The organism is Vreelandella hamiltonii (assembly GCF_014651775.1).
Taxonomy (GTDB): Bacteria; Pseudomonadota; Gammaproteobacteria; order Pseudomonadales; family Halomonadaceae; genus Vreelandella; species Vreelandella hamiltonii.
The window spans coordinates 1-19,246 of record NZ_BMXN01000009.1 but is presented as its reverse complement, the minus strand read 5'-3'; the positions used below and the strand labels follow the sequence as shown (position 1 = coordinate 19,246).

Annotated in this window: 19 protein-coding genes and 2 tRNA genes; 9 read left to right on the top strand and 12 right to left on the bottom strand. The window is 59.7% G+C overall.

All coding sequences use genetic code 11. The features are described from left to right. The 4 genes from IE091_RS09530 to IE091_RS09515 form a co-directional block, all read right to left on the bottom strand. The gene (locus tag IE091_RS09530; protein ID WP_189463525.1) at positions 1 to 1,485 is read right to left on the bottom strand and encodes an NCS2 family permease; all 1,485 of its coding nucleotides are present in this window, start codon (positions 1,483 to 1,485) and stop codon (positions 1 to 3) included. Between the two features lie 218 nt (positions 1,486 to 1,703). Further along, positions 1,704 to 2,894 carry an amino acid aminotransferase gene (locus tag IE091_RS09525; protein ID WP_189463524.1) on the bottom strand — a complete coding sequence of 397 codons (1,191 nt, stop codon included), beginning with the start codon at positions 2,892 to 2,894 and terminating at the stop codon, positions 1,704 to 1,706. Continuing rightward, positions 2,895 to 3,233, bottom strand: a complete 339-nt coding sequence (locus tag IE091_RS09520; protein ID WP_189463523.1) for a 4a-hydroxytetrahydrobiopterin dehydratase — start codon at positions 3,231 to 3,233, stop codon at positions 2,895 to 2,897. A gap of 30 nt (positions 3,234 to 3,263) precedes the next feature. After that, the gene (locus IE091_RS09515; RefSeq protein WP_189463522.1) at positions 3,264 to 4,175 is read right to left on the bottom strand and encodes a GGDEF domain-containing protein; all 912 of its coding nucleotides are present in this window, start codon (positions 4,173 to 4,175) and stop codon (positions 3,264 to 3,266) included. 282 nt (positions 4,176 to 4,457) lie between these two features. On the opposite strand from IE091_RS09515, the gene cobA reads away from it, so the two are divergent. The 4 genes from cobA to dcd all read left to right on the top strand — a co-directional run bounded on the left by cobA (position 4,458) and on the right by dcd (position 8,084). Continuing rightward, complete coding sequence (gene cobA / locus IE091_RS09510) at positions 4,458 to 5,282, top strand: uroporphyrinogen-III C-methyltransferase (RefSeq protein ID WP_084123815.1); 825 nt, start codon at positions 4,458 to 4,460, stop codon at positions 5,280 to 5,282. A gap of 178 nt (positions 5,283 to 5,460) precedes the next feature. Next, positions 5,461 to 6,552: a coiled-coil domain-containing protein gene (locus IE091_RS09505; RefSeq protein ID WP_189463521.1), complete on the top strand. Its 1,092-nt coding sequence runs from the start codon at positions 5,461 to 5,463 to the stop codon at positions 6,550 to 6,552. Between the two features lie 153 nt (positions 6,553 to 6,705). After that, a complete protein-coding gene (apbC, locus tag IE091_RS09500; protein ID WP_052196470.1) occupies positions 6,706 to 7,506 on the top strand; it encodes an iron-sulfur cluster carrier protein ApbC in 801 nt (266 codons plus the stop codon). An 11-nt stretch (positions 7,507 to 7,517) separates the two neighbouring features. Continuing rightward, positions 7,518 to 8,084, top strand: a complete 567-nt coding sequence (gene dcd / locus IE091_RS09495) for a dCTP deaminase (protein ID WP_039182260.1) — start codon at positions 7,518 to 7,520, stop codon at positions 8,082 to 8,084. A gap of 100 nt (positions 8,085 to 8,184) precedes the next feature. Here the strand turns inward: dcd and purN are convergent, their stop codons facing one another. Next, positions 8,185 to 8,928, bottom strand: coding sequence for a phosphoribosylglycinamide formyltransferase (gene purN / locus IE091_RS09490; protein ID WP_189463520.1), 744 nt, complete (start codon positions 8,926 to 8,928; stop codon positions 8,185 to 8,187). After that, entirely contained in the window at positions 8,925 to 10,004 is a 1,080-nt protein-coding gene (gene purM / locus IE091_RS09485; protein WP_039182255.1) for a phosphoribosylformylglycinamidine cyclo-ligase, read from the bottom strand. The genes purN and purM overlap by 4 nt, the downstream gene beginning before the upstream one ends. A 192-nt stretch (positions 10,005 to 10,196) precedes the next feature. On the opposite strand from purM, the gene IE091_RS09480 reads away from it, so the two are divergent. Together IE091_RS09480 and hda are read left to right on the top strand one after the other, a co-directional pair. Further along, on the top strand, positions 10,197 to 11,300 hold the full coding sequence (locus tag IE091_RS09480; RefSeq protein ID WP_039182252.1) for an AI-2E family transporter: 1,104 nt from the start codon (positions 10,197 to 10,199) through the stop codon (positions 11,298 to 11,300). After that, on the top strand, positions 11,297 to 12,001 hold the full coding sequence (gene hda / locus IE091_RS09475) for a DnaA regulatory inactivator Hda (RefSeq protein WP_039182250.1): 705 nt from the start codon (positions 11,297 to 11,299) through the stop codon (positions 11,999 to 12,001). Before IE091_RS09480 ends, hda begins: the two co-directional genes overlap by 4 nt. A gap of 100 nt (positions 12,002 to 12,101) precedes the next feature. Here hda and IE091_RS09470 read toward each other — a convergent pair whose 3' ends face one another. Beyond that, positions 12,102 to 12,476 carry a phasin family protein gene (locus tag IE091_RS09470; protein ID WP_039182247.1) on the bottom strand — a complete coding sequence of 125 codons (375 nt, stop codon included), beginning with the start codon at positions 12,474 to 12,476 and terminating at the stop codon, positions 12,102 to 12,104. Between the two features lie 365 nt (positions 12,477 to 12,841). Here IE091_RS09470 and IE091_RS09465 point away from each other — a divergent pair, with 365 nt between their 5' ends. Continuing rightward, on the top strand, positions 12,842 to 14,218 hold the full coding sequence (locus tag IE091_RS09465; protein WP_144983271.1) for a class II fumarate hydratase: 1,377 nt from the start codon (positions 12,842 to 12,844) through the stop codon (positions 14,216 to 14,218). A 37-nt stretch (positions 14,219 to 14,255) separates the two neighbouring features. Here IE091_RS09465 and IE091_RS09460 read toward each other — a convergent pair whose 3' ends face one another. Further along, positions 14,256 to 15,326, bottom strand: a complete 1,071-nt coding sequence (locus IE091_RS09460; RefSeq protein ID WP_096922880.1) for an endonuclease/exonuclease/phosphatase family protein — start codon at positions 15,324 to 15,326, stop codon at positions 14,256 to 14,258. Between the two features lie 181 nt (positions 15,327 to 15,507). Here IE091_RS09460 and IE091_RS09455 point away from each other — a divergent pair. Further along, positions 15,508 to 15,584 (top strand) — tRNA-Val (locus tag IE091_RS09455). A gap of 20 nt (positions 15,585 to 15,604) precedes the next feature. Then, positions 15,605 to 15,681 (top strand) — tRNA-Val (locus IE091_RS09450). A 42-nt stretch (positions 15,682 to 15,723) separates the two neighbouring features. On the opposite strand, the gene IE091_RS09445 is transcribed toward IE091_RS09450, so the two are convergent. From IE091_RS09445 to IE091_RS09430, 4 genes are all read right to left on the bottom strand, one after another. Further along, positions 15,724 to 16,191: a GAF domain-containing protein gene (locus IE091_RS09445; protein ID WP_096922881.1), complete on the bottom strand. Its 468-nt coding sequence runs from the start codon at positions 16,189 to 16,191 to the stop codon at positions 15,724 to 15,726. A gap of 95 nt (positions 16,192 to 16,286) precedes the next feature. Continuing rightward, positions 16,287 to 17,081 (bottom strand): MetQ/NlpA family ABC transporter substrate-binding protein, encoded by a 795-nt coding sequence (locus IE091_RS09440; protein ID WP_096922882.1) that lies wholly within the window; start codon positions 17,079 to 17,081, stop codon positions 16,287 to 16,289. A 136-nt stretch (positions 17,082 to 17,217) separates the two neighbouring features. After that, the gene (locus IE091_RS09435; RefSeq protein WP_026001709.1) at positions 17,218 to 17,871 is read right to left on the bottom strand and encodes a methionine ABC transporter permease; all 654 of its coding nucleotides are present in this window, start codon (positions 17,869 to 17,871) and stop codon (positions 17,218 to 17,220) included. Then, entirely contained in the window at positions 17,852 to 18,895 is a 1,044-nt protein-coding gene (locus tag IE091_RS09430) for a methionine ABC transporter ATP-binding protein (RefSeq protein WP_096922883.1), read from the bottom strand. Before IE091_RS09430 ends, IE091_RS09435 begins: the two co-directional genes overlap by 20 nt. Positions 18,896 to 19,246 lie beyond the last annotated feature (351 nt).

Below are 19,246 nucleotides of genomic sequence, written 5' to 3'. Positions count from 1 at the left end.
TCAGTGCTGGCGGTGTGATTCCTGAAACGAGAAATACAGGAACAGCAGCGCCATGGCGAGATAGCCCATCACGAAGTCGGGGGCCGCATTGAAGGCCAGCTGGGGCGCATGCATCAGGCCAACGAATGAAAAACCCGCTGCGATGGCGGCAAAGGCCGCTGCCCTGCGGAACTGATGGTCGATCACCGACACGGTCATGGCGCCCAGCAGGATGGCCATGAACATGGCACCTTGCCCCAGCACGACGATGGCGCTGGAGATGTCGCTGACCACCTCACCAGCTCCCCGGTTGAAGCGCGTCATCACATAATTGGCGAAGTAGGGCAGCATCGCCAGGGCGATGGCCGGGTAGTAGCGGGTATCGTTGGCCTGGAACGCAGTGGCGATCATGGACATCCCCACGAACACCAGAATAGGCGCCACGACGGAGACCGGAATGATGGCCGCCAGGGCAGCAATCAGGCCGAACATGGTGGCCAGCGCATAGACGGCGCCGTTCAGCAGGCTGTAACCGCGCCCGGCGCCCATCCATTTGGCACCCACCGTGGCAATGTAAACCGTCGTCGGGAACACGCCGCCAAACAAGGCCCCGATCATGGTGCCTGCGCCATCCACGGCCTGGCACTCCCGTACATCGTACTTGTCGCCTGCGGCTTCCATGGCCTCGACGTTGTTCATGGTTTCGATGGCGTTGTACAGGGTAATGGGCAGCACCACGGTCAGGACGGCCAGCATGCCGGTGAACAGCAGGCCCAGCCCTTCGAACCAGGCGAGATTGGGCAGCAAGGGGTAGAACCCCAGGTGGGTGAAGGCATCGCTGAAGCGCTCGGTGCCTGCATCGCCAATCAGGTAGGCCATGGTCGTCCCGATGACGATGGCAAACAGCGAGGTGGGGAGCTTGAAGGGCATGCTCACCCTGGCGACCAGGCCCACGATGATGATCCCCAGCACCAGTAGCCCGATCACCGGCATTTCCAGTGTCTTGAACAGCATTTCACCCGCAATGAAGGTCAGCGCAACGCCTGCCACGGCACCCAGCATCGCGGCTCTGGGCAGGTGATACTGTACCCAGCGGCCCACGACGCTGATCAGGGCTTCGATGGCGCCGCTGATGAAGCAGGCGGCCACGGCGACTTTCCAGGCGAGTTCAGCATCGCCGGTCAGCTGTTTGGCGGGCAGCAGCACCCCGAACAGGAAGACGAACATCACCGGCGTGGAAATACCGTAGGAGAGCGCTGTGACGTCGCTGCGGTTCTCCTTGCGCGCCAAGCGAGCGGCGCTCCAGGCGTAGTAGAAATTGCCAACCATGACGGCGACCGCCGCCCCTGGCAGCACCTGCCCATACACGATGGAAGCAGGGAAACCCATGCCCAGCATGGTAATGGCGATAATGACGAAGTTGGCGATGTTGTTCTGGAACAGCGCAAAGAAAGCGTCGGTATCTTCTTTTTTGTACCAGGGGTAGGGAGTGCTGGCAGCCGCCATGTTGTGCCTCTCGGTTATGGTGTGTTGTATACAAGGCTACGCTGAGTGTGCCGAATATTTGACTAATCGGTCAAGCGTTGCGTTGTCACGGACGCCGCGCGGGCGCCCCAGGCTCTGGCGGCGAAGGCGCAATTGTACACATCATTGCCCAAGAGGTTGATCTTTCTAAACAAAAACGCCCAGGCCAAAGCCTGGGCGTGATACGTCGGTGCGCGAGATCAGTCGTTGACTGCCGCGATGGCCTTGGCCAGGTAGGGGAGGTTCTCGTGGGAGAAGCCTGCCACGTTGGCCCGGCCCGAGCGCACCATGTAGATGCCGAACTCGTCGCGCAGGCGGTCTACCTGTTCCGGAGTCAGGCCTGTGTAGGAGAACATGCCGCGCTGCTCGGCTACGCAGGCGTACTTTTCCGCCAGACCGTAAGGCTTGAGTGCCTCGACGAAATCGCGACGCAGGGTATTGATACGGTCGCGCATCTCCGTCAGCTCTTCACGCCACAGGGCGGACAGCTCGGCATCGTGGAGGATTTCACTGACGATGGCGCCGCCGTGGGCGGGCGGATTGGAGTAGTTTTCCCGAGCAACGATGGCCGCCTGAGAGCGTACGTTTTCCATCTGCTCGGCGTCCTTGGCCACCAGAATCAGGCAGCCAGTGCGCTCGCAGTAGATACCGAAGTTCTTGGAGCAGGAGCTGGTGATGATCACCTCATCCAGGTTTTCAGCCAGCAGACGAACGCCGTAGGCATCTTCTTCCAGCCCTTCGCCGAAGCCTTGGTAGGCGAAGTCGATCAGCGGCAGCAGCTTGCGCTCTTGCAGAACGGCCATGACTTCCTGCCACTGGGCATGAGAAAGATCGAAGCCGGTGGGGTTGTGGCAGCAGGCATGCAGCACGACCACGTCGCCTTCGGGGATCTGCTTGAGTGCTGCCAGCATGCCCGCGAAATCCAGACGGTTCTCGGCATCGACGTAGGGGTATTTGTGCAGCGCAATGCCCGCCGCGGTGAAGATGCCGTGGTGGTTGGGCCAAGTGGGGTCGCTGACCCAGATGCCTTTGCCGGGCAACTGGCTGGCAATGAAATCGGCCGCCAGACGCAGAGCGCCTGTGCCGCCCGGTGACTGCGTGGCGCTGGCACGGTTGGCTTTCAATACCGCTGAGTCGGCACCCAGTACCATGGGCAGCACGGCATCGCCATAAGCAGGCGCGCCATGGGAGCCGATGTAGGTCTTGGTGGTTTCATTCTTGAGCAGGCGAGCTTCTGCTTCCTTGACCGCGCGCATGACCGGGGTATTGCCCGCTGCGTCACGATATACACCGACACCAAGGTCCACTTTCTGCGGATTGGTGTCTTTCTTGAAAGCTTCGATCAACCCGAGAATGGCGTCTCCAGGGACTCGCTCAATTTGCTCAAACATTTATTCGACTACCTCGTCGGTTCTGGCGGCAAGAATGAAATCATTGAGATGCAGGCCGCGCAGGGTATGCGTCCACCAGGTCACGGTGGTGTACCCCCACTCGGTCACGAGGACCGGGTGATGCCCAGCCTGCTCGGCGACCTCACCGACACGCTGGGTAAAAGCCAACGCATCCGCGAAATCACGAAACGCAAAGCGTCTCGTCAACTTCATGATGCCATCGTGTTCGATAATCTGCCACTCTGGAAGTGCGGCCAGATGGGGTTGGCATGCCTCATGAGCGAGCGGCATGGCATCTGACGACACGGGCTGGAAGGCAGTGCGAGCGAGGCTTTGCATGGTCGGTCTCCGAAGGCGACGTTACTAGCGTCAGGGTAGAAGACGCACGCAGTCCCGGCCAACCTCCTTGGCGCGATAGAGCGCCTGATCCGCGCGCTCCATCAGGCTGGTCAGGGGTTCGCCACAGCGGTACTCCGCAACCCCGATGCTCAGCGTGACGCTGTTCTGGCCAATGCCGAAATCGTGCTCGGCGATGGTTTTACGCAGGCGGTCGGCAAGCGCATGGCATTGCTGCAGCGAGGTGAGCGGCAACAGTACCATGAACTCTTCACCTCCCAGGCGGGCAACCACGTCTTCACAGCGCAGCAGCGAGCAGGTCAACGTGGCGAGCTGTTTGAGTACCTTGTCGCCCTGCAGATGTCCCCAGGCGTCATTGAGCTGCTTGAAGTGGTCGATGTCGATCATCATGACCGACAGTGGTGAGCCGTGGCGCGTGCTCAGGGAGCTCAAATGCGTCAGTTGCAGCATCAACTTGCGCCGGTTGGCCAGGCCGGTCAGCGGGTCGGTGTCGCAAAGCCGACGCAGGCGCTGCTCTTCCAGCACCTGGTCGGTGATATCCATCATGATACCGCTCCAGCGCACGCCATTGGTGAAAGGTTCTGGGTTGGCGCTGACCGCGATCCAGCGAGGGTTTTCTTCTGGAAAGGGGAGTCGGAAGCGGGTGGTCAGCGGCAGCATCCAGCGTGCTGAGCGCTCGATGGCCGACATGATCTTTGGGTAGTCGCTGCCAGTGAGTTGCTCCAGCAGCGGCTGGGCATCTTCGGCGAGCTGGTGTTTGTCGATATAGGCAAGTGCCATGCCACCCCCTTCCAGATAGGGAAAGTGCATGTGGCCAGCGTGCGTGCGGTAAAACTGAAAAATGACCCCTGGGATGCTGCTGATCAACTCTTCCGTGCTCGGGGCGGCAGGCTTGGAAGTAACGGATGCCTCATTCACGGACATGCGTGAATCTCCAGACGATAGGCCTATTATAAGTTAGCTGTGAAGATTAGCCCTAAATAGGTAAATGGGATGTAAGCCATTGCTGACAAATTGTCTTTTATTAATAATTTTTTGGAATTAAAAGCAGATTTTAAATTCTATATGGCTCGTTTTTGGCGGAGATGGCCTGTGCAGAGCGCACCATTCGGTTTAAAATTACTTTTCGGCATATGAATTATTATTCTTATTACTTTGGTGGCGGGTTTGGCTGCACAGCAATCACACGAGGTGGATACGTCCATAATGGCAACCATGAGCGCACAGACAGGCGTTGGCCGTGTCAGTTTGGTAGGCGCAGGGCCAGGCGACCCGGAGTTACTGACCCTGAAAGCCTTTCGTCGGCTCAAAAGTGCCGAGGTGGTGCTTTATGACCGTCTGGTGAGTGATGAAATCATCGCGCTGCTGCCACAGGAAGCCGCGCGCTACTATGTCGGCAAGGCGCGTTCGTCCCACAGTGTGCCTCAGGAGGGGATCAATCAGGCATTGGTGGAGTGGGCTCGGCAGGGCAAGCAGGTGGTGCGTCTGAAAGGTGGCGACCCGTTCATTTTTGGGCGTGGGGGAGAAGAGCTGGAAACCTTGGTGGCTGCCGGTATCGAGGTAGACGTCGTGCCCGGCATTACCGCTGCCTCGGGGTGTGCGGCTTATGCTGGCATACCGCTGACCCATCGCGATCATGCGCAATCCGTGCGTTTCGTGACCGGGCATTTGCAGCAGGGCGAGTTTACCCTCGATTGGCCTACTCTGGCGCAGCCTGGGCAGACCCTGGTGTTTTACATGGGGCTGAGTAATTTGACGGCCATTTGTGAGGGGCTGATGGCCCATGGTTTGCCACCGGAAACGCCCCTGGCACTGATCGAGCAGGGAACCACGCGCCAGCAGCAGACCCATACGGGCACCCTGCGGCAACTGCCGACGGCTTTTCTGCAAGGTGCCATCCAGCCGCCTACGCTGTTGATCGTGGGAAGCGTAGTGACATTGCATGCGCGCCTTTCGTGGTTCGAGGTGGAACAGGGAGCCGCTCAGGGCTTCGGTGAAGAGAGCCATCTTTGCAAAGTGCGTCGCCCGTGACGGTATCTGGCCACTCGAGAGAGGCAGGGTTCGAAGCCGTATCTTGCTGAGCGCTGGCGATATGCGGGTGGCTGTGTATGCTGGTAAGGACTACTTTTAGAAACGATCGTTGACGATAGCGAGCGATTTGTCACTCACGTTGCTATTACCAGCAGCCAAGCGAAGAGAGGGATGCAGCATGTCAGAAGCAAACCACCCAGAGCCGCACACACCTGCTGGCAAGCCTGATATGAAGACGCTGTTTCAGGATAACCGCGTCAAGGGGATTGCCGGTATCGCGGCCATTGCGGTGATATGGGCCATCATGGCGCAGTCCAATGCAGGCACCCATCGTGATCGCGTCGAGCGGCTGGAAGGCCAGCTCAACAGTGTCGAGCAGGAGAATGCCCAGTTGAGCCAGCGCCTGGCCGAGGTCGAAGAAGCCGAAGCCGACCTGACCGCCATGCGTGAAGAAATTGCCTTGTTGGCGCAGCAGCAGGAAGAAGCTTCTGAAACGCTGGCGTCTGCTCAGGGCGAGGTAGGCACCGTGCAGTCGCGTCTGGAGGAGTTGGAAGCGCAGCGGGATGCCCTTGAGCAGGAAGTGACGTCACTGGAAGAGCGTCTGGCGGGCGCCAAGAGCGAGATGGAAAGCCTGCGCGAAGCGCGCGACCAGATCGTCAGTGAGCGTGATGAGGCCGAGTCTAGCCTGCAACAGATCGAAGATGCCCGTGAAAGCGCGGAGCAGGCGCGTCAGGAGGCTGAAGCGGCTCGTCAGGAAGCCGAAGAGCAGCGCCAGCAGGCGGTAGAAGAGCAGACGGCTGCCGAAGACGAGCTCAGTGAGCTGGAATCCCAGGTCAACGAGGCCAATGAGCGCCTGGCCGAGCTGGAAGAGCAGATTGCCAGCCAGCAGAGCGAGCTGGAGTCGCTGCAGGAAGAGCGCGATAGCGTGACCAGCGAGCGCGATGCGATGCAGTCCGAGATCGAGTCCATGACCCAGCTGCGCGAGGAGGAAGAAGAGAGCCTGAGCCAGGTGCGCGGTGAAATGGATGACCTGATGGTGGCGTTGGACATTGGCCGTGAGGAAGTCGCCAATGTCGAGAGCGATATCGAGACTCGCGAAGAGCAGCTGGAACGCTTGGAGAGCCAACTGCGCGAGTGGCGTGAAGAGCTGGCCGCGCTAGGCGACCGCCTGCACGTGGATGATGCTGCCAACGATGAGGTGCCTGACCTGTCAGGTGATCAAGAGAGCGAGGGCGACGACGCTGACGCTGACGATACGCAAGCGCAGTAAACGGAGTTCCGATGGCTGAGGCCATCGTGTTCTTCCAAGAGCGGGCACGGGGCTTCCCATGCCCGCTTTTGTTTTTGTCGGTTTAGAAATGGGCGGTGGAGGAGTATCATTCCCGCCAGACCATGCAGGTATTCAACAACGGGAGAGCCATTGATGGATGGTGTGAAACATATCGTGGCCGTGGCCTCGGGCAAGGGTGGTGTCGGCAAGTCGACCGTGACCGTGAATCTGGCGCTGGCATTGTCGGCTCAGGGCTACCGTGTGGGCGTGCTGGACGCCGATATCTATGGACCCAGCCAGGCCCAGATGCTGGGCGTCAAGGAGGGCATGCGTCCTCAAGCCGGGGAGAACAATACATTTTTGCCCCTGGAAGCACACGGCATCCAAGCCATGTCGATGGCGTTCATGGTCAATACCCGTGATGCCATGGTATGGCGTGGCCCTATGGTGGTGGGGGCGTTCCAGCAGATGCTCACCCAGACCCAGTGGGACAACCTGGACTTCCTGCTGATCGACATGCCGCCCGGTACCGGCGACATTCAGTTGACCCTGGCGCAGAAAGTGGCCGTGTCGGGTGCGGTGATCGTGACGACACCTCAAGACATCGCGCTGCTGGATGCTCGCAAGGGCATCGAAATGTTCCGCAAGGTCAATGTGCCTGTGCTGGGGGTAGTCGAGAACATGAGCCTTTACCACTGTGAGCAGTGCGGCCATGAAGCGGCGATCTTTGGCACCGGTGGCGGTGACCGCATTGCCGAAGAGTATGATACGGCGGTGTTGGGTCGGCTGCCGCTGACCCTGTCGATTCGTGAATTGGCCGACTCCGGGCGCCCCAGCGTGGTTGCCGAGCCGGAGAGTTCCGTGAGCCAAACGTTTGCCGAGATTGCCCGTCAGGTGGCGCAGTCCGTCAACGCCCATCAATCCGGTGGTCCGACGATTTCCTTTAGCGAGTGATGAAGTAACCGATGAGCATTAAATCAGACAAGTGGATCCGCCGTATGGCGCAGAGCGATGCCATGATCGAGCCCTTCGAAGCCGAGCAGGTGCGCTACGTCAACGATCAGCGGGTGATCTCCTACGGCACGTCCAGCTACGGATACGATGTGCGCTGTGCCGATGAGTTCAAGGTGTTTACCAATATCCACTCGGCGATTGTCGATCCCAAGTCGTTCGATGACAAGAGCTTCGTCGATGTGAAAGGGGACGTGTGCATCATTCCCCCCAACTCGTTCGCGCTGGCGCGCACGGTGGAGTACTTTCGTATTCCGCGTAACGTGCTGACCATTTGTCTGGGCAAATCGACCTACGCGCGCTGCGGCATCATCGTCAACGTGACGCCACTGGAGCCGGAGTGGGAAGGCCACGTGACGCTGGAGTTTTCCAACACGACCAACCTGCCTGCCAAGATCTATGCCCATGAAGGCGTTGCCCAGATGCTGTTCCTCGAATCCGACGAGGTCTGCGAAACCTCGTACAAGGATCGCGGCGGCAAGTACATGGGACAGCGTGGGGTGACCTTGCCCAGAACGTGATGGGGAAGGACTTAGCGATCAGTCATCGTCAGATGGCAGGATAAAAAACGCCCTGATGCAGTGATGCATCAGGGCGTTTTAGGTTGGGCGCAACGATGGCTCAGGCGTCGTTGGCTTCTTCGTCCAGCTCTTCGGCGGCATCCGCATGGGAAAGACGCATGCCGTGGGGCGGTAACAGGTGGCCGTCCATGCGTGCGCCTTCGGCGGTGTATTGCAAGCGTCCTTCAAGGAACCAGTGAACGGCAATCGGGAAGATCAGGTGTTCACGGGCGTGGACTTTCTCCTTGAGGGTCTCGACGCTGTCTTCGGCGGTGACGGCGAGCTCGGCTTGCAAGACCACTGGCCCTCCGTCCAGCTCTTCGGTGACGAAATGCACGCTGCAACCATGCTGGGCAACGCCATCGGCCAAGGCTCTGGCGTGGGTGTTGAGGCCCTGGTAGGCAGGCAGCAGCGACGGGTGAATGTTGAGCATTCTGCCCAGGAAGCGCTGTACGAAACGTGGCGTCAGAATTCGCATGAAGCCCGCCAGAACGATGAGATCCGGCTCATGGCGTTCGATCACCTTGATCAGCGCGCCGTCGTAGGCGTCGCGACTATCGTATTCACGGTGGGGCAAAGCCACCGCTTCGATACCCGCTTCGTGGGCGCGCTTCAGACCGTAAGCGTCCGGCTCGTTGGAGATGACCGCGACGATCTCGCCGCCCAGACGGTCGTGCTGCTGGGCATCGATCAAGGCCTGCAGGTTGCTGCCGCTGCCGGAGATCAACACCACCACACGACGCGCTCCCACGGGTTCCGGGGTCAGGTCGTTGATGGTATCCGTGCTGTACTCGGTACTGCTCATGCCTGCGGGCCTGCCTTGAGGTTGTTCAGCACCACGGCCTCGTCCTCGCGTGCCACGATGTGACCAATCTGGTACACGGTTTCACCTTGAGCCTGCAAGTGAGCCTTGGCGGCTTCCGCCTGGCTCGCAGGCACTACTACCACCATGCCGATGCCGCAGTTCAGCACGCGGTGCATTTCGGTTTCGTTGACGTTGCCCTTGGCTTGCAGCCAGTTGAATACTTCCGGGCGCTGCCAGGTGGTCAGGTCGATCTGTGCCGCCAGGTGGTCGGGCAGCACGCGGGGAATGTTTTCCAACAGGCCGCCGCCGGTGATGTGCGACAGCGCATGTACCGCCAGCTCCGTTTCACGCATCATCGAGAGCAGCGATTTCACATAGATGCGCGTGGGGGCCATCAGTGCCTCGCTCAGCGGCTTGCCGTCCACCTGCTCTTCCAGCGACGCCTGGCTGACTTCGAGGATCTTGCGAATCAGGGAGTAGCCGTTGGAGTGAGGGCCGGAAGAGGCGAGGCCCAGCAGTACGTCGCCTTCGGCAACCTTGCTGCCGTCCAGGATCTCCTCTTTCTCCACGACGCCAACGCAGAAGCCGGCCAGGTCGTAGTCGTTGCCTTCGTACATGCCGGGCATCTCGGCGGTTTCGCCGCCCACCAGGGCACAGCCGGCCAGTTCGCAGCCTGCACCAATGCCGGTGACCACGTCGGCGGCGATATCCACGTCCAGCTTGCCCGTGGCATAGTAGTCGAGAAACAGCAGCGGCTCGGCACCTGCCACGATCAAGTCGTTGACGCACATGGCTACCAGGTCGATCCCAATAGTGTCATGCTTGCCCAGGTCCATGGCCAGACGCAGCTTGGTGCCTACGCCGTCGGTACCAGAGACCAGTACGGGTTGACGGTAACCCGCAGGCAGCTCGCACAGGGCGCCGAAACCGCCGAGGCCGCCCATGACCTCCGGGCGTGACGTGCGCTTGGCCACATGCTTGATGCGGTCCACCAGGGCATTGCCTGCATCAATATCGACGCCTGCGTCCTTGTAGCTGAGAGAGGGAGTCGACTGGGAAGAGGAGGTCTCGGTCATGACGGGTCCTGTGAAGCCTATGCAAAGCGATTGTGCTGGCAAATTGCCAGTGCCGGAGCGATAACGGCCTGCGATTGTATCATTGCGCGACGTAAGTCGCACCGATGGACACGTTATCAGATGCGTGCTGGCCAGGTTTTGTTACTATTCATTGCTTGACGCTGACCGTTTATCCAGGAAGGAGAGAGTGAAATGCGACATTCGTGGTGGGGCATCCTGTTTTTGGTGGCCCTGGTTGGCGTTGTGTATTTGCTGGATGCCGTCTTGATGCCCTTCATTGCCGGACTGATTCTGGCGTACCTGGCAGACCCGTTGACCAACTATTTTCAGCGGCTGGGCCTCAAGCGGGTGTGGGCGGTCAGTAGCGTATTCCTCATTTTACTGCTGGTGCTGGCCATCAGTCTGTTGATTCTGATTCCGCTGGTCATCCAGCAGATCAAGCAGCTTGGGGAGATGGTGCCGGGGGTGTTCGACTGGGTGGAAAACTACCTGGCCCCGCAGGTGCAGGAGTGGACGGGGTATGACCTGCGTTCCGAGCTGGACAATGTTCAGGAGACCCTGGCTGAAAATTGGCGCGATGCCGGTAGCTACCTGGCCCAGGCGCTTGGTCAGATCGGCCGTTCGGGCATGGCGTTTGCCACGTGGGTGACCTACGTGGCGTTGATCCCGGTGGTCACCTTTTACCTGTTGCTCGACTGGAACCGGTTGCTGAACAATCTGATCGACTTGATTCCGCGTCACTGGGTCGATGACGCCACTCGGTTGGCCAAGCGCTGCGACGAGGTGTTGGCGGCTTTCCTGCGGGGGCAGTTGCTGGTCATGCTGTGCCTGGGCATTATCTATGCGGTGGGTCTGACCCTGATGGGGCTGAATTTTGGCCTGTTGATCGGTGTCATTTCTGGCCTGGTGAGCATCGTCCCCTTTCTGGGGTTCATCGTTGGGCTCAGCAGTGCCTTGGTGGTGGCATTGTTCCAGTTCGACAGCTGGTGGGCGCTGTTGGGAGTGCTGGGGGTATTCAGCCTGGGGCAGGTCATCGAAAGTGTCGTGCTGCAGCCCAAATTGCTGGGTGACAAGATTGGCTTGCACCCGGTGGCGGTCATTTTTGCGGTACTCGCGGGGGGCAATCTGTTTGGCCTGACCGGGGTGCTTCTGGCCTTGCCAGCGGCTTCGGTCATCATGGTGCTGCTCAAGGAAGTCAAAGAGCGTTACCAGAACAGTGCCTTGTATGATGAGACGCTGGAGCCGACGTCACCGCCGCACGAACTGGGTCTCCAGGACAAAAGGGAGTCTTCATGAGCCGATTGCCGGCACAGTTACCGCTCGGGGTGGGGTTGCGTGATGACGCAACGCTGAACAATTACTATCCCTCGAGCGGTAATGCAGCTCTGGTGCAGCATCTGACGCAACAGCTGTCGCCAGACGCCGAGCCGTTCATCTATCTTTGGGGCGCGCCGGGCAGCGGCCGTAGTCATCTGTTGCAGGCGGCCTGCCATGCGGCGTCGGATCAGGACAAGCGTGCCCTTTACCTGCCGTTGGCCGACCTTGGCCATTTCCCACCGCTGATGCTGGAGGATATCGAGCGTCTTGACCTGGTGGCCATCGACGACCTCGAATACGTCATTGGGCGCAAGCGTTGGGAAGAGGCGCTGTTCCATGCGTTCAATCGCTTGCGAGATGCTGGCAAAGCGCTCTTGATCGCCGCCAATGCGCCGCCCAGGCGGCTGGACGTCGTACTACCGGACCTGGCCTCACGGTTGACCTGGGGGGTGACGTTTCATCTTCACCCGCTGGATGACCAGGAGCGCCTGGCCGCCTTGAAGCTGCGGGCTCGGGTCAGGGGAATGGAGTTACCCGACGATGTGGGGCGGTATATCCTGCATCGCGGCCCCCGAGAGCTTGGCGAGCTGTGTCGGGCGTTGGAGACCCTGGATCAGGCGTCGCTGTCGGCCAAGCGCAAGCTGACCATCCCTTTCGTGAAAGGCGCACTCAACTGGTAGACATCATTGGCAGGTACCATGAAAAAGCCCCGAGCACAGCGTGCTCGGGGCTTTTTACGTTGGGCTGGCCTCACTCACGTGCCACCAGCCTGGCGTTTGATCAGGCGCTCTTGCTCATTTTGCTGGCGGCTGCCTGAGCCTGCTTGACGTTTTCTTCGGTCAGCTTCTGGCTTTTCTGCAGGAAATCCTGCTGCAGCGATACCACCTTGTCAGCGTCGCCCTTGACGCGCTCGGCCAGGTCCTTGGCCACTTTTTGCTGGCTTTCCATGTAGCTGCGCAGGCCATCGGCATCCTTGACGCTCATCAGCTGACGCACCTGAGCGATGCCGGTGTCCACGTACGCTTTGTTCGCGTCCAGCTGGGCATTCAGCAGTTTTTCAGAGTAGTCGATGCTCAGGGTCATGTAAGCACGGGCAGGTGCCATGAACAGGTTGTCGAACTGCTGAGTCATTTCGTTGGTGTTGAAGGTACGCATGGTGATATCTCCTGGCCTTGTTTTGGGCAAAGTCTTGGGCAAAGTCTTGGGCAAAGTCTTAGGCAAACGGATTGCTGATCGAGTAGGGCAATCCAATATTCAAGGCTCAGCAACCGCGTTCCTGAAATCGCTACTGCAACTGCTGACCTCATCTTGCTTTGCAGCATAACAGCTGTTTTTGTGCAGTGCAACATGGCGCAATCGCCTCTTGCCCTCCATGCTGTGGGGACGCTGTTTACCGATCCACGGAACATCGCTACACTTTAAGTTATGGATAATCATTATCATTTGATCGTCACTGCTGGCTATGCCAGCCATTGACGAGCGAACTGAACTCGATGAGCCAATTGGAAAAGGAGAGCACCATGAGCACGCGGATTGAACGAGACAGCATGGGTGAGCTGGAAGTACCCGCAGAAGCCCTCTACGGTGCCCAGACACAGCGGGCGGTAAACAACTTCCCGGTGTCGGGCACACCGTTGCCCGCGGCGTTCATTCACGCTGTGGCGCGGATCAAGCTGGCTGCCGCGCGCAGCAATCAGGCGCTGGGGTTGCTGGATGAACAGCGCGCCGCGGCCATCGAAAAGGCGGCCATGGCGGTGATCGACGGGCAGTACGATGAGCACTTCCCAGTGGATGTGTTCCAGACGGGGTCGGGCACCTCGACCAACATGAACGTCAATGAGGTGCTGGCGACCCTGGCCAGTCGTGAAGGGGTCGAGGTCACGCCCAATGATCACGTCAACATGGGGCAGTCCAGTAACGATGTCATCCCGACCGCCATTCATCTGTCCGCAGCGATTGCGGTACATGAACAGCTCCGACCTGCCCTGGTGCAGCTGAAAGAGACCATCGACCGCCGTGCCGAAGCGCTTTCCCACGTGGTGAAGACCGGGCGCACGCATTTGATGGACGCCATGCCGCTGCGCATGGACCAGGAACTGGGTGGTTGGTCCAGCCAGGTGGGGCAGGCCATCGAGCGTTTTGACAGCGCCCAGCAGCGGCTGTGCCGATTGGCGCAAGGCGGTACGGCAGTGGGCACGGGTATCAATGCGCCTGAAGGGTTTGCCGAGCGGGTGGCCGAGGACCTGAGTCGACAAACAGGGCTTTCTCTGGTGCCCAACGACAGCTTCTTCGCCAGCCTGGGCTCTCAAGATGCTGCCGTCGAGCTGTCCGGGCAGCTGCGCGGCTTTGCCTGTGTGGTGATGAAAATTGCCAATGACCTGCGCTGGATGAACTCTGGACCGCTGGCAGGGCTGGGTGAGATCGAGCTGGAGGCGCTGCAGCCGGGGAGCTCCATCATGCCTGGCAAGGTCAATCCGGTGATTCCCGAGTCCGCGGCCCAGGCGGCGGCTCAGGTGATCGGCCTGGACACGGCGGTGACCGTGGCCGGGCAGAGCGGTAACTTTCAGCTGAACGTGATGCTACCGCTGGTGGCGGCCAATCTGCTGACCTCCATTACGCTGATGAGCAACACTGCCACGCTGCTGGCCGAGCGGGCCATCGCCACTTTCAAGGTGCGCGAGGACAATTTGCAGGGGCCGCTGGCGCGCAACCCGATTCTGGTCACGGCACTGAACAGTGTCATTGGATATAACGCTGCCGCGGCCATTGCCAAGAAGGCGTATCAGGCGGGTCGGCCCATCATCGACGTGGCCGAGGAAGAAACCGACCTGGACCGCGCGACCCTGGAGCGCTTGCTTGACCCGGCGGTGCTCACGCGTGGGGGGATTCCTCAGTAAACAGCCGCGCTCTGGCCTGGTTCAGGCCAGTTTGGCGTCAGGTCTGCTGTTCTTCGCTCTTGCCTTGCGCAATGGTGGCACTGGCTTCCTGACGCTCTTCCGAACTGGCGGAAGGGGTGTCGTGCTCATCCTGGCGCGCCGGCTGGTAGCTGAGCGTCGCCAGGATGGGGAAGTGATCCGACCCGAAGTCTTCCAGGCGCTCCATGTGGGTGAGCGTAAACTCCTCACTGACGAACACATGATCCAGCGGCCAGCGCAGCACAGGGTAGTGGGCGTGAAAGGTGCTGAAGAGCCCGCGGCCGCGCCGGGGGTCGAGCATGCCACTGACCCTGCAGAACAGCCGCGTGGTGCGCGACCAGGCCACATCGTTGAGATCGCCCGCCACTATGGTGGGGAAAGGCTCTTCGTGGACTTCCTGGCCTACCCATAGCAACTCGGCGTCGCGCCACAGCGACTTTTCGCTCTCGCTGGGGGCGGGCGGTCTGGGGTGCAGGGCGTAGAAGCGAATCTGTTCGCCGTTGTCCAGGGTGACGCGCGTGTGGATGGAAGGGATGTCGTCCTGAATGAGCCACTTTACCTGTGGGTTGCTCAGCGGCAGGCGCGAATAGAGATGCATGCCATACAGGTTGTCCAGCGGCACCTTGACGCTGTGGGGCCACCGTTCGTGGAGAACGCTATCGAGCTGCTCTTGCCACCACTGGTCGGATTCGAGAGTGAGCACCACGTCTGGCTGGTGGCGCTCGATCATGGCCAGCAGTTTCGCTGACTGGCGGTTGGGCGTGAGCACGTTGGCGATCAGCAGCGTCAGCGTCGGGGCCTGGCTGTCGGCGTGGGTGGCCTTGACCTGGACTGGCCAGCAGCGGGTCCAAGGGATGATGTAGCGCAGTTGAAGCAGCAGGCTCACCAGGGAAGCCGCCAGAGCAATGTTCTGCCAATTGCCAGCAGGCAGTATCAGCCCGCTCAGCAGCGCACAGAGCGCCGCTGCTGTCGCCAGCTGCAAACGTGGAAATTCGACGCTGCGAATCCACCACCAGCGTAGGCGGACTCTGGCCAGCAGCGTGGCGAACAGGAGTGTCAGAGCGGTACAACCCAGTAATGGACCGAGCAAGCGATACCTCCTGGCATCATGATATGGCGATTTAACGTAGATGCAGCTTAGTGGTTACGTTTATCAAGTGTCGATATAATTCTTCCAGCTCAGGCGGTTGCCAGAGCCTTGCAGAGAAGAAGACGTAAAAATGACTTGCAATTCAGCTATAAAGCCGTAGAATACGCATCCGTTGCACAGCAGGACCATAGCTCAGTTGGTTAGAGCGCCACGTTGACATCGTGGAGGTCGGCGGTTCAAATCCGCCTGGTCCTACCAATCATGTGCAGCCACGTTTCAGGACCATAGCTCAGTTGGTTAGAGCGCCACGTTGACATCGTGGAGGTCGGCGGTTCAAATCCGCCTGGTCCTACCAGATTCTCCAAAAAGCCCCGAGCACTGCTCGGGGCTTTTTGCGTTATGGGCGGGGCAGATCGGTCTGGCGAATGAAGGTATCGACCAGCGCCTCGATGCCGGCCTGGTCCTGGGCGCTGAAGCGGGCCAGCTGGGGGCTGTCGATATCCAGAACGCCCCATAGCCAGCCATCCTGAACGATGGGGACGACCAGTTCGGACTGGGAGGCCGCATCGCAGGCAATATGGTCGGCTACGGCGTGTACGTCGTCGACTCGCTGGGTGGTGCAGCTGCGCGCCGCTGCGCCGCATACTCCCTTGTTGAACGGAATGGGGTTGCAGGCGGGCTTGCCCTGGAAGGGGCCTAGGGTCAATATTTCCGGCTGGCGCTGCAGGTAAAAGCCTACCCAGTTGAGCTGTTCCAGCGATTGCTGGATGAACGCGCTGGTCTGGGCGCTGTTGGTCAGCCAGTCGCGTGTGTCCAGCAGGGCAGCGAGCTGACGATTGAGCAGGTCATAATCGATGGGGGTCATGTTGTTTCCCGGTTCGGATCAATGTCTCGGATCAAAACGCATCAGGCCAGCCTCGCGGCTGGCCTGATGGCAAAGCGTGTGTGCTGCTCGGCGGATTAGTCTTCGATCCAGCCAGGTACGGCGGCACCTTTGAACAGCTCGGTGGCTTTCTCGATGACTTCGTCGCGCTGGTAGGCTTCGACCAGTTGGCGAATCTCTTCACGCTCTTCGTCACCGCCACGTACGGCAATCAGGTTGACGTAGGGAGACTCGGGGCCTTCCTTGATCAGTGCGTCATCCAGGCTGAGGCCTGCTGGCTGAGCAAAGGTGTTGTTGATGAAGGCCATGTCCACGTCGGGCAGTACGCGAGGCAACTGCGCTGCTTCGATTTCACGGAAGCGGAAGCCGCGCGGGTTTTCAGCGATGTCGATGGGGGTGGCTTCCAGGAACGTCGGATCGTTCAGCGTGATCAGACCTTCGTTGTGCATCAGGATCAGAGCGCGACCTTCATTGGAAGGGTCGTTCGGCAGGGCGATCTGAGCGCCGTCCGGCAGTTCATCGATGCTGCTGTATTTTTCAGAGTAGGCGCCAATGGGGTACACGAAGGTGTAGCCGGCGATGGCAAAGTCGTAGCCACGGTCGTTGATCATGGCTTGCATGTAGGGCTCGTGCTGGTAGGCGTTGGCATCCAGGCTGCCATCGGCCAGTGCCGCGTTGGGCGTCACGTAATCGGTAAACTCGATGATTTCGACGTTCAGGTCGAACTCTTCCTTGGCAATGCGCGCCGCGACTTCCATGACTTCGGTTTCCGGGCCAGCGACCGTGCCCATCTTGATGGTGCGCGTGTCGGCGTTGGCGACGTTGATGGCCAGTGCCAGGGCGGTCAGGCTGCCAATAACGAGTTTTTGCATGGCGTTGCTCCAGTGTTGTGGTGAATCGTGTTGCAATGATGCGGTAATAAGAAACGCAAGTCTAATTCGTTTTCGCTATATGTGGCTATGCTGATCAAAGCTAAAAGCTATGTCATTTCGCTGAGCCGTCGGTGGCTTACTTGCGATCGCTTTTGCGTACCAGATAGTCGCCCAGGCTTTGGAAGCCTTGCACCATGACCACCAGAATCACCACGGTGATCAGCATGATGGTCGGGTTGAAACGGTTGTAGCCATAGCGAATGCCCAAATCGCCAAGGCCGCCACCGCCAACGGCGCCTGCCATGGCCGAGTAGCTCACCAGGGTCACCACGGTAATGGTGAGACCGGTGATGATGCCGCCGCGTGCTTCAGGGATCAGCACCTTGGTGATGATTTGCCAGGGCGTGGCGCCCATCGACTGGGCGGACTCGATCAGGCCGGGCGAAATTTCGTTGAGCGCGCCTTCGATCAGGCGGGCGACGAAGGGGATGGCCGCGATGGTCAAAGGAACCGAGGCGGCATTGATGCCGATGGAGGTGCCGACCAGCATTCGCGTGAAAGGAATGATGGCGACCATCAGAATGATGAACGGAATCGAACGGCCTACGTTGGTGATGATGCCCAGTGCCTGGTTGAGTACCGGCATGGCCAGAATCTGCCGAGGCCGCGTGACGTACAGCAGCACCCCCAGCGGCAGGCCCAGCAGTGTGGCGATGACGCCGGACACGGCCACCATGTAAAGGGTGTCCAGCGTCGCCTGTAACACGAGATCAAACATTGCGCTGGACATGACCCAGTACCTCCACCTGTAGTTGATGCGATTCCAGATAAGACATGGCTTGCTCGGTCTGTGCCGGAGTGCCCAGCAGCTCGGCGATCATCAAGCCCAGCGTGCGCTCCTGAATCGACTCGACCTTGGCCTGCAGAATGCTGACATCCACGCTGCATTCGCGCGCCAGACGTGAAATCAGCGGCGTGGAGACCGCATCGCCCGAGAAGGTCAGCCGCACCACCGGGTGGGTCTGCTCGCCGGGCTGCGCTTGCAAGCGCTCCAGCAGCTCCTTGGGTGGGCTCAGCTGCAGGAAGTCGTTGAGGAACTCGCGACCTAGCTGGGTGGCTGGTGCGGTAAAGAAATCGCCGACTTCGGCGTCTTCCACCAGTCGCCCGCCGGAAATCAGACTGACGCGATGGCAGATCGATTTGACCACTTCCATCTCATGAGTGATCAGCAGGATGGTAATGCCCAGCTGCTGATTGATGTCGCGCAGCAGTTCGAGAATGGAGCTGGTGGTTTGCGGGTCCAGGGCCGACGTGGCCTCGTCGCAGAGCAGTACGTTGGGCTTGCTGGCCAGCGCCCGGGCAATGGCCACGCGCTGCTTCTGACCACCTGAGAGTTGCGCGGGGTACTGCTTGGCCTTGTCGGCCAGACCGACCATGTCGAGCAGTGGCAAGACGCGGTTCTTGATGGCGCTGCGCTTCTCGCCCATCAGCTCCAGCGGCAGCGCCACGTTATCGAAGACGGTGCGCGTGGTGAGCAGGTTGAAGTGCTGAAAGATCATGCCAATACGATGGCGTGCCTGATTCAGGTCGCGGCGGCTCAACTGAGTCATTTCCTGGCCGTCGACCTGTACCTTGCCGCTGGTGGGGCGCTCCAGCAGGTTGACGCAGCGGATCAGGGTCGATTTACCTGCGCCGGATAGGCCGATGACGCCGTGAATGCTGCCCTTGGGGATCGTTAAATTGACATCCTGAAGGGCGTGAACGGCGCTGGGGCCGCTACCGTAGGTTTTGCTTACGTTGCTAAGTTCAATCATAGCGTCTGCCTTAATGTTAGGCCGAAGACGGAGTGCGGGGGAGGCGAGCGTAGGGAGGGTAACAAAAAAAAGGCCACCCTTGCGGGTGGCCATCAACGCTGGACACACCCTTTTAGCTGCACTTCACGTGGTTACAGGAACCGCGTGGACGCCCGCAATCTGGGTACAAATCGGCGTCATTACATTTGCGGCGAAAGTCTAAAGAGAGGTGGGTGAATTGTCAATTAAATACGGTCTATTTCATGTTTAAGGAAACGCTGCATAAATCCCGTCGGAGCTGCCTCATAGCCACCGACGAGGTAAAATCTGACCTGTCGTCCAACACCCGCTGACAGAGCCACTCCGATGAAA